This is a genomic window from Baekduia sp. Peel2402, from assembly GCF_052567285.1.
In genome coordinates, this window is record NZ_CP199582.1 from 3682947 (window position 1) to 3696374 (window position 13428).

Annotated in this window: 12 protein-coding genes; 4 read left to right on the top strand and 8 right to left on the bottom strand. The window is 71.9% G+C overall.

The window, feature by feature from the left end; all coding sequences use genetic code 11:
* Positions 1 to 13 precede the first annotated feature (13 nt).
* From ACT01A_RS17975 to ACT01A_RS17985, 3 genes are read right to left on the bottom strand one after another with little or no spacing between them, the layout of a single operon-like run.
* Positions 14 to 1141: a class I SAM-dependent methyltransferase gene (locus ACT01A_RS17975; RefSeq protein ID WP_445148464.1), complete on the bottom strand. Its 1128-nt coding sequence runs from the start codon at positions 1139 to 1141 to the stop codon at positions 14 to 16.
* Between the two features lie 12 nt (positions 1142 to 1153).
* A complete protein-coding gene (locus ACT01A_RS17980; RefSeq protein ID WP_445148465.1) occupies positions 1154 to 2035 on the bottom strand; it encodes an ABC transporter permease in 882 nt (293 codons plus the stop codon).
* Positions 2032 to 3297 carry an ABC transporter ATP-binding protein gene (locus ACT01A_RS17985; RefSeq protein ID WP_445148466.1) on the bottom strand — a complete coding sequence of 422 codons (1266 nt, stop codon included), beginning with the start codon at positions 3295 to 3297 and terminating at the stop codon, positions 2032 to 2034. The genes ACT01A_RS17980 and ACT01A_RS17985 overlap by 4 nt, the downstream gene beginning before the upstream one ends.
* A 60-nt stretch (positions 3298 to 3357) precedes the next feature.
* On the opposite strand from ACT01A_RS17985, the gene ACT01A_RS17990 reads away from it, so the two are divergent.
* Together ACT01A_RS17990 and ACT01A_RS17995 are read left to right on the top strand one after the other, a co-directional pair.
* Positions 3358 to 4434, top strand: coding sequence for an NAD-dependent epimerase/dehydratase family protein (locus ACT01A_RS17990; RefSeq protein WP_445148467.1), 1077 nt, complete (start codon positions 3358 to 3360; stop codon positions 4432 to 4434).
* 11 nt (positions 4435 to 4445) lie between these two features.
* Entirely contained in the window at positions 4446 to 5159 is a 714-nt protein-coding gene (locus ACT01A_RS17995; protein ID WP_445148468.1) for an FkbM family methyltransferase, read from the top strand.
* A gap of 3 nt (positions 5160 to 5162) precedes the next feature.
* Here the strand turns inward: ACT01A_RS17995 and ACT01A_RS18000 are convergent, their stop codons facing one another.
* The 5 genes from ACT01A_RS18000 to ACT01A_RS18020 are packed head-to-tail and all read right to left on the bottom strand — an operon-like array spanning position 5163 to position 10476.
* Positions 5163 to 6371 (bottom strand): glycosyltransferase family 4 protein, encoded by a 1209-nt coding sequence (locus ACT01A_RS18000; protein ID WP_445148469.1) that lies wholly within the window; start codon positions 6369 to 6371, stop codon positions 5163 to 5165.
* Positions 6368 to 7069 (bottom strand): FkbM family methyltransferase, encoded by a 702-nt coding sequence (locus ACT01A_RS18005; protein ID WP_445148470.1) that lies wholly within the window; start codon positions 7067 to 7069, stop codon positions 6368 to 6370. The genes ACT01A_RS18000 and ACT01A_RS18005 overlap by 4 nt, the downstream gene beginning before the upstream one ends.
* An 11-nt stretch (positions 7070 to 7080) precedes the next feature.
* The gene (locus tag ACT01A_RS18010) at positions 7081 to 8562 is read right to left on the bottom strand and encodes a lipopolysaccharide biosynthesis protein (protein ID WP_445148471.1); all 1482 of its coding nucleotides are present in this window, start codon (positions 8560 to 8562) and stop codon (positions 7081 to 7083) included.
* Between the two features lie 7 nt (positions 8563 to 8569).
* Positions 8570 to 9760, bottom strand: a complete 1191-nt coding sequence (locus tag ACT01A_RS18015) for a DUF2304 family protein (RefSeq protein WP_445148472.1) — start codon at positions 9758 to 9760, stop codon at positions 8570 to 8572.
* A complete protein-coding gene (locus tag ACT01A_RS18020) occupies positions 9757 to 10476 on the bottom strand; it encodes a glycosyltransferase family 2 protein (protein WP_445148473.1) in 720 nt (239 codons plus the stop codon). The genes ACT01A_RS18015 and ACT01A_RS18020 overlap by 4 nt, the downstream gene beginning before the upstream one ends.
* Before the next feature lie 56 nt (positions 10477 to 10532).
* On the opposite strand from ACT01A_RS18020, the gene ACT01A_RS18025 reads away from it, so the two are divergent.
* Positions 10533 to 12809, top strand: a complete 2277-nt coding sequence (locus ACT01A_RS18025; protein WP_445148474.1) for a hypothetical protein — start codon at positions 10533 to 10535, stop codon at positions 12807 to 12809.
* On the top strand, positions 12806 to 13420 hold the full coding sequence (locus ACT01A_RS18030; protein ID WP_445148475.1) for a CatB-related O-acetyltransferase: 615 nt from the start codon (positions 12806 to 12808) through the stop codon (positions 13418 to 13420). Before ACT01A_RS18025 ends, ACT01A_RS18030 begins: the two co-directional genes overlap by 4 nt.
* Positions 13421 to 13428: the final 8 nt, after the last annotated feature.

The following is a 13428-nucleotide window of genomic DNA, read 5'->3' on the forward strand; positions in this document are numbered from 1 at the left end:
AGTCTCCCTCGCTTCACGATCCGGCCCTGCGCTGCAGGACGATCACGTCCTGGTTGGCGTCGAGGTAGCCCGGCCACAGCAGGCGCGCCGACCAGGCGCCCTGGGTCTTGGCCATCAGCCACTCGAGCGTCATGTAGGCGTTGCCCCAACCCGGGTCGACGACGCCCCAGTCGCCGGCCGCGCCGAAGACGTCGATGAAGTGATGGCCCTCGGCCATCAGCGCCTGCGCGGCGTCGCCGATCGTCTCGTGGCTGAGCGCCTCGCGGCGCAGGCCCATGGCCAGGGTGTCCCAGCTGTGGGTGGTGATGACCAGCGCGCCGCCCGGGCGGATCACGCGGCGCATCTCCTCCAGCCACGCCAGCGCCGGCGCGGCGGCGAAGTGCGACCAGATCGAGATCGCATAGGCGACGTCGACGGATGCGGCGTCAAGCGCCAGCGGCGGGGCGATCGGGCTGACGAAGTACTCGCCGGGCAGGTGCTCGGTGGCCCAGGCGATCGCGCCCTCGTTGGGGTCGCAGCCCACGCAGCGCAGGTCCGGGCGGGCGGCCGAGAACGCGCGCAGCACGCGTCCCGACGAGGCGCCGAAGTCCAAGAGCGTGCCACCGGCCGGGATCTCCAGCCCGGCGGCGCGCACGGCGCCGTCGACCATGTCGGCCAGGAAGAAGTCGCCACCGGCGGCGACCGGACCGCGCGCCATGGCGTGGACCTCGTCGGGCGGCGTCGCGGTCAGCAGCCCGGCGCGCTCGCGCACCTCGGGCGGCCCGATCGCGGTCGCGAAGTTCAGGGTGAGCCGCCGCCGCGACTCCTCGGTGGAGATCTCCCACAGCGCCGCTGGATGCTCGATCAGCAGCGAGACCACCGCGTCCTGGTCGCCAGGCGCCAGGCGCTCGAACAGCAGGTCGGTGACGCTCGTCCCGGGATCCGGGACCGGCGGCGGTAGGCGGCGGGCGATGATCTCCAGCAGCGCCGTGCGCCGCACCTCATCGGGTGACGGCGGGGGCGGCGGGGTGAGCTCGCGCTCCAGCCGGGCGGTCGTGGCCGCCACGGCGGCGGCGGTGCGGGCGCGGCCACGGGTCTCCCCGGCGACCAGGCCGGTGGCCAGGCCCGTGAAGGCGGCGAGCGAGGGCAACAGGCGCGACATCGGCCCGCCAAGTTAGAGGTTCTCGGCGATGCGCGGGCTCGCGCGCCGGAACACGGTGAAGCCGAGCGCGAACGTCCCGAGCGCGATCGCGATCGGCAGCAGGATGCGCCAGTCGCCGCCCATCTCGGTGCTGAGGCTCGGCGCCGACGGGTCGACGACCGCCGTGCGCAGCTGCGTCAGCGCCGCGGCGAGCGGGTTGAGCAGCAGAAAGTGCCGCGCCGTCTCCGGGATCTTCGACGACACGTAGAGCACCGGCGTGGCGTAGAAGATCAGCTGGGCGGTGACCTCCCAGATCGGCTGCACGTCGCGGTAGCGGACGTAGGTCGCGCTGAGCAGCATCCCGACGCCGGCGGCGAAGATCGTCACCAGCAGGTAGATCGGGATCGTCTCCAGCCAGGACCAGTCCGGGAAGATCCCGTTGGCCAGGACGAAGATCAGCACCGCGATCATCGTCATGCCGAGGTTGAGCAGCGCGGTGATCGTGACCGCCAGCGGGACGACCGCGGGCGGGAAGTACATCTTGCGCAGCAGGTTCTCGCGGATGGTCAGCGCCTGCACCGAGTTGCCGGTGACCTCGGCGAAGAAGTTGTAGGTGACGAGTCCGAGCAGGATGTAGACGCCGTAGTGGTCGACGCTCTTGTCGAGGCCAACGATCTCGGTGAAGACGAGGTAGATGACGCCGAAGAACGCGAACGGGCGGGCGAGCGTCCAGACGATGCCCAGCGCCGAGCCGTAGAAGCGCAGGCGCCAGTCGGTCAGCGCCAGCGTCCACGCCAGCGCCAGGACGCGGCGGTGGTCGGCGCCGTGGCCGGTGTGGCGGCCGGGCTCGATGATCGTGACGCGGTCGCGGCCGGCGGGCTGCGGTGCGGTCAGCGTGGCGTCGGCGGAGCTCATGCCTCCTCCACCTCGATCGTGTGCGGCATGTCGACCAGGCCGCCCGTGTGCTGGGTGGCGTGGATGTGCACGGAGGTGAGGTCCTCGCGGATGTCGATGGCGTCGGCGCCCGAGCCGGCGCGCGCGATCGACGGGGTCAGCAGGTAGCGGCTCTGCGCGAACGGCGTGTCGAGCGTGAAGCGCAGCGTCATCCGGTCGCCGGCCTGTCGCGTGCCGAGGTCCAGGCCTTGCCACTCGGTGGTGGACACGAAGAACGTGTGGCCCATCTCGTTGCGCAGCGTGACGCCGATGATCGGGTGCGCGACCTCGGCGTGGAAGCGCACGGTGACGGCGATCGTCAGCTGCTGGCCCTGGGCGATCTGCTTGACGCGCTCGCCGTCGTGCTCGAACCACGCCTCGACGATCTCCGCCAGGCCCTGGTCGCCGAGGCGGTGGTGCTCGTCGTCCTCGCCGGAGGCCTCGTGGACGAGGCGGCCGAAGTTCAGCTCGTTGTAGGCGCGGGCGATCTCGCGCGGCTCGCCGATCTCCAGCACCGCGCCGCGCTCGATCAGCATGGCGCGGTCGCAGAAGCGCTCGACGGCGTGCATGTCATGGGTGACGAAGACGATCGTCTTGCCCTCCTCGCGCAGGCGGGCGAACTCCTCGAAGCACTTCTGCTGGAAGGCGGCGTCGCCGACGGCGAGCACCTCGTCGACGAGCAGGATGTCGGCGTCGACCTGGATCGCGGTGGCGAAGCCGAGCCGGACGGCCATGCCCGAGGAGTAGTTCTTGAGCTTGAGGTCGACGAACTCCTCCAGCTCGGCGAAGGCGATGATGTGCTCGAAGCGCTCGCGGGCCTCGCGGCGAGAGAGGCCCATCATCACCGCGTTGATGACGATGTTGTCGCGTGCGGTCAGGTCGGGGTTGAAGCCGACGCCGAGCTCGATGAACGGCGACAGGCGCCCGTGCAGCGTGACGCGGCCCGCGTCGGGCCGGTAGATCCCGGCCAGGCACTTCAGCAGCGTCGACTTGCCCGAGCCGTTGCGCCCGACGATCCCGAAGAACTCGCCCTCGCGGATCTCGACGTGCACGTCGCGCAGTGCCCGCAGCTCGTCGAAGGTCGTCGAGCGGAACGGGTGCAGGGCACGCTCTTTGAGCGTGCTGTAGCGCTGATGGGGCAGGCGGAACGTCTTAGCGAGGTGCTCGATGCTGACTGCCGTCCGGGCAGCTGCGATCCGCTGCTCGCGCTCCGCCTGCGTGACGTCGAGGATGGCGCCGGTCACAGGAGGCGTAAACGGTAGCGGTGCGGCGAGAGTTTCGCGGTTCCTGCTTAGCTAGCGAGCATGGCAACAGCGATCGTTACCGGATCGGGCGGGCTCATCGGGTCGGAGTCGGCCGCGTACTTCGCCCAGCAGGGCTACGACGTGATCGGGCTCGACAACGACATGCGCGCCTACTTCTTCGGCCCGGAGGCCTCGACCCGGCCTAACGCCGAGCGCCTTGCCGCCGCCGAGAACAACTTCACCCCGCTGGACCTCGACATCCGCGACCGCGAGGCCGTCGAGCGCGTCTTCGCCAAGCACCGGCCGCAGCTGGTCGTGCATTGCGCCGCGCAGCCGTCGCACGACTGGGCGGCGCGCGAGCCGCACACGGACTTCGGCGTCAACGCGGTCGGCACGCTGAACCTCCTGGAGGCCGCGCGCCAGCACAGCCCGGACGCGCCGTTCGTCTTCACCTCCACCAACAAGGTCTACGGCGACCGGCCGAACCTGCTGCCGCTGGAGGAGCAGGACACGCGCTACGAGCTGCCGACCGACCACGAGTGGTTCGGCGGGATCCCGACGACGATGTCGATCGACCAGTCGACGCACTCGATCTTCGGCGCGTCGAAGGTCGCCGCCGACGTGCTCGTCCAGGAGTACGGCCGCTACTTCGACATGCCGACCGTCTGCTTCCGCGGCGGCTGCCTGACCGGGCCTCAGCATGCGGGCGCGCAGCTGCACGGGTTCCTGGCCTACCTCATGAAGTGCACGGCCACCGGCGATCCCTACACGATCTTCGGCTACAAGGGCAAGCAGGTCCGCGACAACATCCACGCCCACGACGTCGTCCGGGCGTTCCACGCGTTCGCCAAGGCGCCGCGCGCGGGCGCCGTCTACAACCTCGGCGGCGGGCGGGCGTCGAACGTCTCGATGCTCGAGGCGATCGCCAAGTGCCAGGAGATCGCCGGCCGCGAGTTGTCCTACACCTTGTCTGATCAGGCCCGGATCGGCGATCACCAGTGGTACGTCAGCGACTTTGGCGACTTCGAGCGCGACTACCCGGAGTGGCAGCTGACGTTCGGGATCGACGAGGTCCTGCGCGACATCTATGAGTTCAACGCCGAGCGCTGGACAGCCGGCGCGTCGGTCGGGCGGTAGCGTCCACGACGATGCGGCGTCTGCCTCCCGAAGTCCACGCGAAGGCCTCCATGGCCGCCGACCGCCTGCTGCGTCGATCCGCGCGCAGCTACTCCCAGGCCGGCGAAGACCTGATCGCCCGGTTCGCGCTCCGCGAGCTGGGGATCATGCGGCCCTACTACCTCGACATCGGCGCGCACCATCCGACGTGGCTGAGCAACACGTACTTCTTCTATCGCCGCGGCAGCAACGGTGTCTGCGTCGAGGCCGATCCGAAGCTCAATCGGAAGATCCAGCGGCGCCGGCGCCGCGACCTCTGCCTCAACGTGGCGATCGGCACGGAGGACGGCACCGCGACCCTGCACGTCATGCGCACCAGCACGCTGTCGACGATCTCGGCCGCCTCGATGAGCGAGTACACCGAGTTGGGACGGCGCGAGCGGCGCGAGGTCCAGGTGCCGATGCTGACGCCGGCCACGCTGCTGCGCGAGCACTGCGTGCGCAAGCCGAACCTCGTCTCGCTCGACATCGAGGGCATCGACCTCGAGGTCCTCAACGCGTGGGACTTCGACGTGGCCCGGCCCGAGCTGTTCATCGTCGAGACGCTCACCTTCACCAAGCAGCGTCAGCTCGCGCGCAAGCGCCAGGAGATCGCCGCGCTGATGGCCGATCGCGGGTACTTCGTCTACGGCGACACGCGGGTCAACACGGTCTTCGTCGACGAGCGGGCCTGGGCGGCGACGTAGGACTCAGGCGATCGCGGCGTCGTAGATGGCGCTCAGCAGGTCGCGCCGGCGCTCGATCGACAGGTGGCCCGAAATGACGCTGGCCAGCGCGCCGGTGGCGAGCCGGGCGTGGAGGGCGCGGTCCTCGGCCAGCCGCGTGATCGCGTCGGCGATTCCCGCGACGTAGCTCGCGCCCGGATGGCGCAGCGCCTCGAAGTAGGACCGTGGCGGCGGCAGGGTGTGGCGGAACACGCAGCGGGTGTCGTCGCCGTAGAGCATGTTCTCGGCCGGGAAGAGCAGTCCGGTCTCGCCGTCGTGGATCGTCTCGGTCAGCGCGAGATGGCGCGGGGCCAGGACCGGAAGCCCGTAGGACATCGCCTCGCCGACGACGACGCCGTAGGTGTCCATGTGCGACGGGAACAGCAGCGCGTCGCAGGTGGCGTAGAGCCGGCGCACGACGTCGCCGCCACCGGGCTGGTGCACGCGCAGTCCCGGCTCCTCGGCCAGTTGGCGCTCCCACTCCGGCGGGACGTAGCTGACGAGGTCGAGCTCGACGTCATGGGTGGCGCGCGCCGCTTGGAGCGCCTGCACCGCCTCCACGCCGCCCTTCTCATAGAACTTGGTTCCGATGAACAGGACGCGCAAGGGGCCGGTCGCTGCGCGCTCCCGCGGCCGGTCGGTCGCCGCGCGCACCGCCGGCAGGACGACGCGGAGCTTGGGCTCCAGCCTCGCCGCGGCGGCCGGCGAGACGACCTCGAGCACGCTGCGCTTGGCCGCCTCGCTCCATGGCAGCAGGAACCGGAGCCGCTCGTCCAGCAGCGCGGCCTCCAGGACCGGCCGCGTCCACGGCCGCTCGAAGGCGGCGCGCTGGTAGAGGACGAACAGCTCGACGTGCTCGAGGTCGAGCACGTACGGCACGGGGGAACGCCAGAGCAGGCGCTCGGCGGCGTGGATGAGCGCGGTGCCCGGCGGGGCCTGGGGCCGGATGCGGTGGACGTAGCCCAGCGCCGGGAGCACGCGTAGCGCGGCGCTCTCGGCCCGTTCGCGCGCGGGGCCCAGGAGCGAGCTTGCCTCGACGACCTTCTTGGTGGCGACCGACGCGTCGTCCAGCGCCGGATGGGTCCACGTGTACTCCCACCCGGGCGGGACGGCGTGGAGCTGCTCGCGGTAGACCGGGTGGACGTGGCGGCCGAAGCGCAGCGCGACGCGACGGGTGGGCGGGCCCGCGCTCACCTGCGGCGCCAGTTCTCCCAGAGGAAGTCGTACTGGTAGGTCGCCTCGTGCGTCCGCTCCAGCGCGGCGCGCAGCGCGAGCATCCGGCGCTCCGCGTCGGGGACGAAGCGGTGGAACTGGACCTGCAGGTCGCGCACCTGGGTGATCAGGCCGGTCTCCACGAGGCTCTCCAGCAGCTCGTACTCGGCGCCCTCGATGTTGACCTTCATCAGGTCGACGCGGCCGTCGGGCAGCTCGGCGAAGACCTCCGCGGCCGAGCGCAGCTCGATCGCGATGCCGTCCTCGACCGGCGCGTCGGCGCGCGCGTGCGACGACGCGTCGCCCGAGACGTCGAGCGCGGCGCTGCGCGTCTCGGCCGCGAGGCCGACGGCGTGGACGGTGACCAGCGGGTTGCGCGCGAAGCGCTCCTCGATGCGGCGCGCGTACTCCGGCACGGGCTCGAACACCTCGACGCGGCAGTTGTACATGGCGACGATGTCGCTGGCCCACTGGCCTTCGAAGCCGCCGACGTCCAGGACCGTCGAGCCCGCGTCGAGGTCGTAGGTGAGCTGGAGCTTGCGGTAGAGGTCGTCGCGCTTCCAGGCACGGAGCTCGGGGGTCGGCGTCGTGACGTAGGTGATGACGTCACGGGCCTTCTGGGCGGTGCGCAGCACGCGCCGGTTCGCGAGGATCCTGCTGCGCAGGGAGGTCTCTGCCATGCGCGGCGAATCTAGCAGCGGGCTTCCTGCCGACGTCCGCGCCGTGCCTCGGCGACCAGCCCGACGGCGGCGGCGTACCCGACCGCCGCGGCGATGACCACGAGCCCGATCCCGGCGAACGCGGCCAGGCGCGGCAGGACCTCGAGCAGCGCCTGCCCCGCGAGGTAGGTGAAGGCGGCGGTGCCCAGGACGGCGCCCGCCACGTGCCATCCGGGCGTCTCGCCCGGCGAGCTGCTCGGGACCTCGCCCCGCACCCGCCGCATGATCCAGACGGTCGTGGCGAGGTAGGCGACGGTCGTGGCGGCGATGACGCCGGCGGCGCCGACCGTGAGCCCCATGACGAGGGTCGCGGCGAGGTTGACGGCGACCGTGACCACGCCGAACAGGCCTTCGAGCCCGGGGCGCCCGATCGCGCGCAGGTAGGCGAACGCCGGGCTCGGAAGCAGCCCGACGCCGTAGCCGACGAGCAGCAGCGCGGCGTAGACGCTGGCCTCGTCGTGCCCGCCGCCGACCCAGGCGGTGATCGCCGGACGCGCCGCCCCGACGCCCACCGCCAGGACGCCGAGGACGCCGAGCGTCCACAGCCGGCGGTAGCGGTGCAGCAGCGCGTCGAGCGCGGGCAGGCCGCCGGTGCCGTAGGCGGTGGCCAGGCGGGCGGCCAGCGGCGTGAACGTCGCGTAGGCCAGGAAGCGGCCGGCCTCGGCGACCTGCGTTGCGATGCCGACCTGGCCGAGCGTCTTCGCGCTCGACACGATCCCGATCACCACACGGTCGGTCTGGGTGTTGAGCAGCGTCGCCATGACCGCCACCTGCAGGCGCATGGAGAACCCGAAGATCTCCCGCACGAGCGTCCGGCTCGGGATGAGCGAGCCGCGGGCCAGGATCACGTCGCGCAACGCGACGAGGCGCAGGAGGCCGACGAGGCTCCATTGGATCAGCGCCGCGATCGCCACGTCGGACAGTTGCAGCCCTCGATCGGAGGCCAACAGCCAGATCAGGAAGGCGGCGGACCCCAGCGCGTTGGTGATGGTGTAGGCCGTGAAGCGCTCCAGCCCGTCCATCACGTGGCCCAGGCCCGCGGCCAGCAGCGCGACGAGCGCGACCCAGCCCAGCAGGTGCACGGTGTGCACCGCGTCGGCGTGGTAGGCGCGCGGCACGTCGAAGGCGTCGACGAGCGGCACGGCGAGCACGTGGCAGGCGAGCAGCACGACCGCGCCCACCGCCGCGTAGAGGACGAGCGCCAGCGCCAGCATCGGGCGCACGTGGCGCGGGTGGTGGCCGTGGACGCTGGTGAAGCGGGCCAGCGCCGGGCCGAAGCCGTTCTCGGCCGCCGTGACGTAGATGACGACCGACTGCGCGAGCACCCAGAGCCCGTAGCCCTGCAGCCCGAGGCGGTCGATGAGCAGCGGGACGACGGCGAGCGACACGCCGACGACCGCAACAACGTTCGCGACGCTGACGCCGAGGTTGACCCCGAAGCTGCGGCGCTTCACCGGCGATCTAGCCCGGCAGCCCGGTGCCGAGCCGCATCATCGTGCGCTGCAGGAACGCTTCGACGGAGATCGGCACCACCTTGCGGGCGCCGAAGAGGATCGGGTATGCGAGGCGCTTCCAGCCCGCCGGGCGCTCCTGTCCGCGCAACTCGTCGCGGCGTGCGAAGACCGCGGCGTTGCGCCGGACGATCTCCGCGTACAGCTCCTGGTGGCGCTTGCGCGCGTCGGTCAGCAGGCGCGGGTCGTCGTGCAGGCGGCGGTGGTAGACGACCTGCGGCACGCGGATGCCGCCGCGGCCCATCCCGACCAGCCGCAGCCACAGGTCCCAGTCCTCGTAGGCCCAGCCCTGCCAGCCCCCGGCGTCGACCAGCGTCGAGCGCCGGAACATCGAGCAGACGGGGTACGGGTTGACGTAGGTCAACGTCCACGGCAGCCAGCGGTCCGGCGAGCGGTAGTGGCCCTTGCCGGCGCCGAAGAGGACGTAATCGCCCCAGGCGAAGGCCGCGTCGTGGTCGGCCTCCAGCGCGTCGGCGAGCGCGGCCAGCGCGCCGGGCTCCAGGCGGTCGTCGGCGTCCAGCGGATAGACGAGCTCGGCGTGCGAGTGCTCCAGGCCGGTGGTGCGCGCCGCGCCGAGGCCGCCGTTGGGGCGGCGCACGACCGTCGTGCCGTCGCGCTCCAGTTGGGCCAGCGTCGCGAGCGTTGCCGCGTCGGTGGAGCCGTCGTCGACGACGACGATCTCGATCGGCTCGTCCTCCTGCACCGACGCGATCGCCTCGGGCACGAGCGCGCCGTCGTCGTAGCAGGGGATGATCACCGCGATCCGCGCGCGCGCCGGCCCGGAGCCGCCGGCCAGCGGCTTGGGCGGCGCCTTGACCTGCGTCAGCGCCGACTCCTGTACCAGCGCGGTGAGCCGGCGCTCCAGCGAGCTGATCCGCACCGAGTAGTGCAGGAGCACGAAGAACACGAACAACAGCGCGAAGAAGAACAGCGTGGTCGACAGCGCCACGCCGCCGATCGCCGTGGTGATCCAGCCGAGCAGCTGGTACCAGGCCGCGAGGATCAGCAGGCCCAGCGCGGCGCCGACCCACAGGACCGAGTACTCCTCCTTGAGCTTGCGGCGCCGGACGAGGTCGACGACGACCAGCAGGAGGACGAGCGCGCCGCAGATCGCCAGGATGCGGGACTTCGTGTCGATCACGACGCCTCCGGGGCCTTGCGCGGGCGCAGCATCGTCACGAAGATCGAGAGGAACATCTTGTACACGTAGTAGAGGCTCTTGTGCCCTGAGTGCATCGAGACGTTCGTGCTCGGCCGCATCTGCACCGGGATCTCCCGGACGCGGAAGCCGGAGCGGTGCAGGAGGATCAGGATGTCGGCGTCGGGGTAGTCGGACGGGTAGACGTCCGAGCAGAAGAACCGCGCGACGCGCACGGTCATCACCTGGAAGCCGCTGGTCGGGTCGGTGATGTGCTCGCGGGTCACGATCGACGCGATCCGGCTGAACAGCGCGATGCCCACCGCCCGCGCCCGCGACGGCTTGTAGTGGCCGTCGCCGCCCATGAAGCGCGAGCCGATGACGACGTCCGCCCCGTCGTCGCGCAGATGGTCGAACATCGTCACCAGGTACTCCGCCTGGTGCTGGCCGTCGGCGTCGATCTGGCCCACCAGCCGGTAGCCGCCGCGGACCGCGTACTTGTAGCCGGTCTGCAGCGCCGCCCCGTAGCCGGAGTTCAGCGGCAGCCGCGCGACGAGCGCGCCGGCCGCGCGCGCCTCGCGCGACGTGTCGTCCGCGGAGCCGTCGTCGATCACCAGCACGTCGACGCCGGGCAGGGTGGTGAGGACGTCCTGAACCACCGGGCCGACGCGGCCGGCCTCGTTGTACGCGGGGATGACGATGAGGACATCACTGCTCACGCGTCGCACAGTAACGAGCGGACCCGTCGCCGGGTTGCGTGCATATGCTGCTCGGAATGCTCGCGACGCTCATCAGCGCGGCTATCACCTGCGCTGTGGCGCTCGTCCTCGGCCAGGGCGCGCTGTGGGTGTGTGGCCGGCGGACGTGGTCCTGGCTGTCCGGCCCGGTCGGCCTCTCGGTGGCGATGGTGCTGGCGGTCCCGGCCCTCCACGTCCCCGGGCGCACGACGACCTGCGGCGTGGCGATCCTGATCGCGACGGCCGCCTCCGCGGTCCTGATGGTCCGCGATCCCGCGCTGCGCCCGCCGGTCGCCGGCGTCCTCGCAGGGCTCTGGCCGTTCCTGCTGGCGCTCGTCCCGTTCGCGGTCGCCGGGCGCTCCGGGACGCTCGGCGTGTCGGTCTCCAACGACATGAGCGCCCACCTGCTGCTGGCCGACGCGCACATCCACGCGTGGCTGGAGTCGGCGGTCGGCCCGGCGTACCCGCTCGGGCCGCACGCCTTCGTGGCGGCCATCGCCGGCCCGCTGCCGATCGCGTCTGACCACGCGTTCGCGGGCTACACGATCGCGCTGCCGACCGTGCTGGGCTGGACCGCGCTGGCGGGCGTGCGCCGCGTCGGATGGCTCGGGCAGTGGGTCATCGCGACCGTCGTCGGGATGCCGTTCCTGATCGCCGCCTACTTCGGCCAGGGGGCGTTCAAGGAGATCTTCCTGGCCGCAACGGCGTTGGCGATCGCGCTCGCCCTGGCCGAGCTGCCGCGCACCGCCGGCCGCCTGCGCTGGGTGCCTCTCGGGCTGCTGGTCGCGGGCGCGGTCTGCGTGTACTCCTACACCGCGCTGCTGTGGCCGGCGCTCTTCTTCCTGGCGTGGCTGGCGGTGCTGGCGGTGACCGAGCTCGTCCGTGGCGGAGGAGCGGTCGCGCGGTGCGTCGCCGCGGTCCGCCGCGAGGTCGTGCCGGTCGCGATCGGGCTGGGCGTGATGGTCGTGGCGCTGATCAGCCAGGTCCCGCGGATCCACGAGTACCTCCAGGAGTCAGGCGGCGGCACCGGCCTGTCGGAGACCGCGCTGGGCAACCTGGCCGGCCCGCTGCCGTTCTGGGAGGGCTTCGGCGTCTGGGGCAACCCGGACTTCCGCTTCCCGACGCCGGACGGGCTGGAGACCGGGGTGCTCGTCGGGCTCGTGCTCGTCCTCGTCGTCGGCGGGGCGCTGTGGTGGCTACGCCGCGGCGACTGGATGATCCCGGTGGCGCTCGGGCTGTGCGGGCTGATCTGGCTCTACGCGGACCGGACGCAGTCGCCGTACGTCGCCGCTAAGGCGCTGGTCATCTTCACGCCGTTCGCGCTGCTCGTCGCGGTCCGGCCGCTGGTCGAGCGCCGCAGCTGGCCGGCGGTGGCTCCTGGATGGATCGCACCCGCGGCGACGGTCGTCACGATCGCGCTGGTGTGGGTCGTCGGGCACTCCAGCTGGGACGCGCTGCGCCACAGCATCGTGGGTCCGCGCGACCACACCGAGCAGCTGCAGTCGCTGCGCCCGCTGCTGCACGGCGAGGCGACGCTGTTCCTGGGCAACGACGACTTCATCCGCTGGGAGCTCCAAGGCGTGCCGGTGACCGCGCCGTTCATCGGCGCTCCGGCGCTCCCGATACGGCCCGAGAAGGGCTGGCAGTACGGGCAGGCCTTCGACGTCGACAGCGTCAACCCCGAGGCCTATCAGGCGGTTAACTGGGTGATCATGACCCGCGACGCCGTGGGCAGCGCCCCGCCGCCCCAGCTCAAGCTGGTCAGGACGACGCGCGACTACGCGCTCTACCGGCGCGAGGGCCAGGTCCAGCAGCGCGGGCTGCTGCCCGAGGGCGAGGCGCCGGGCGCGGTCCTGGACTGCAAGACCGACAAGGCGATGCGTCGCCTGTCGCGCCTGAAGGGCACGGCGGCGGTCCGGCCCGGCGGCGTGGCCGTCGGCGTCGGCGGCCTGCTGCCGGGCGCCGATCGTCCGGCGGACCTCAAGCTGCCGCCCGGCCGCTGGAACGTCGTCATGGCCTATACCTCGGGCCTGCCGGTCCGCGTCGACGGCGGCGGGATCTCCACCACGATGCCGCCCAACCTCGACCGCCCGGGCCCGCGCTACCCGGTCGGCAGCGTCACGGTCACGGGGACGACGAAGACCGTCCGCCTGCGGCTGCGCGTGCCGGGTCACCCGCTGTCCTCGACGGCGACGCCCGCGATCATCACGTCGCTGATCGCGGTGCCCGCGCAGGCCGACCGCGAGCTTCCGCTCAAGCGCGCCTGCGGCCAGTACGTGGACTACTTCACGCTCAGCGGCGACGACGGCCGATGAGCGAGGACGCGCCGCCCTCGCCGCCCGGGCCCGAGGTCGTCGTCGGCGAGCACACCTACGGCCACGAGCAGATCAGCGTCCGCCACTGGGGCGAGCCGGCTGGGCTGCGGATCGGGCGCTACTGCTCGATCGCCGACCGCGGCACGGTCTTCCTCGGCGGCAACCACCGCACCGACTGGGTCTCGACCTACCCGTTCTCCGCGTTCCCCGAGGCGTGGCCCGACGCCGCCGGGATCGAAGGCCACCCGGCGACCAACGGCGACGTCGTGATCGGCAGCGACGTGTGGATGGGCTCCCGCGTGACGATCATGTCCGGCGTGACCGTGGGGGACGGCGCCGTCCTGGCCGCCGACGCCACGGTCGTCAAGGACGTCCCGCCCTACGCGATCGTCGGCGGCAACCCCGCCCGGGTCCTGCGCCTGCGCTTCGCGCCGCACCAGATCCGCGGCCTGCTCGCGGTGCGCTGGTGGGACTGGCCGGACGAGAAGGTCCACGCCGAGGTCGGGCTCCTGGCCAGCGGCCGCGTCGACGCGTTCCTCGCGCGCCACGCGCCGCCGGAGGCCCTCCAGCGCACCTGGCGGGACCGCCTTGCGGCCCGAAAGCGCTGGTAGGCTCGTCC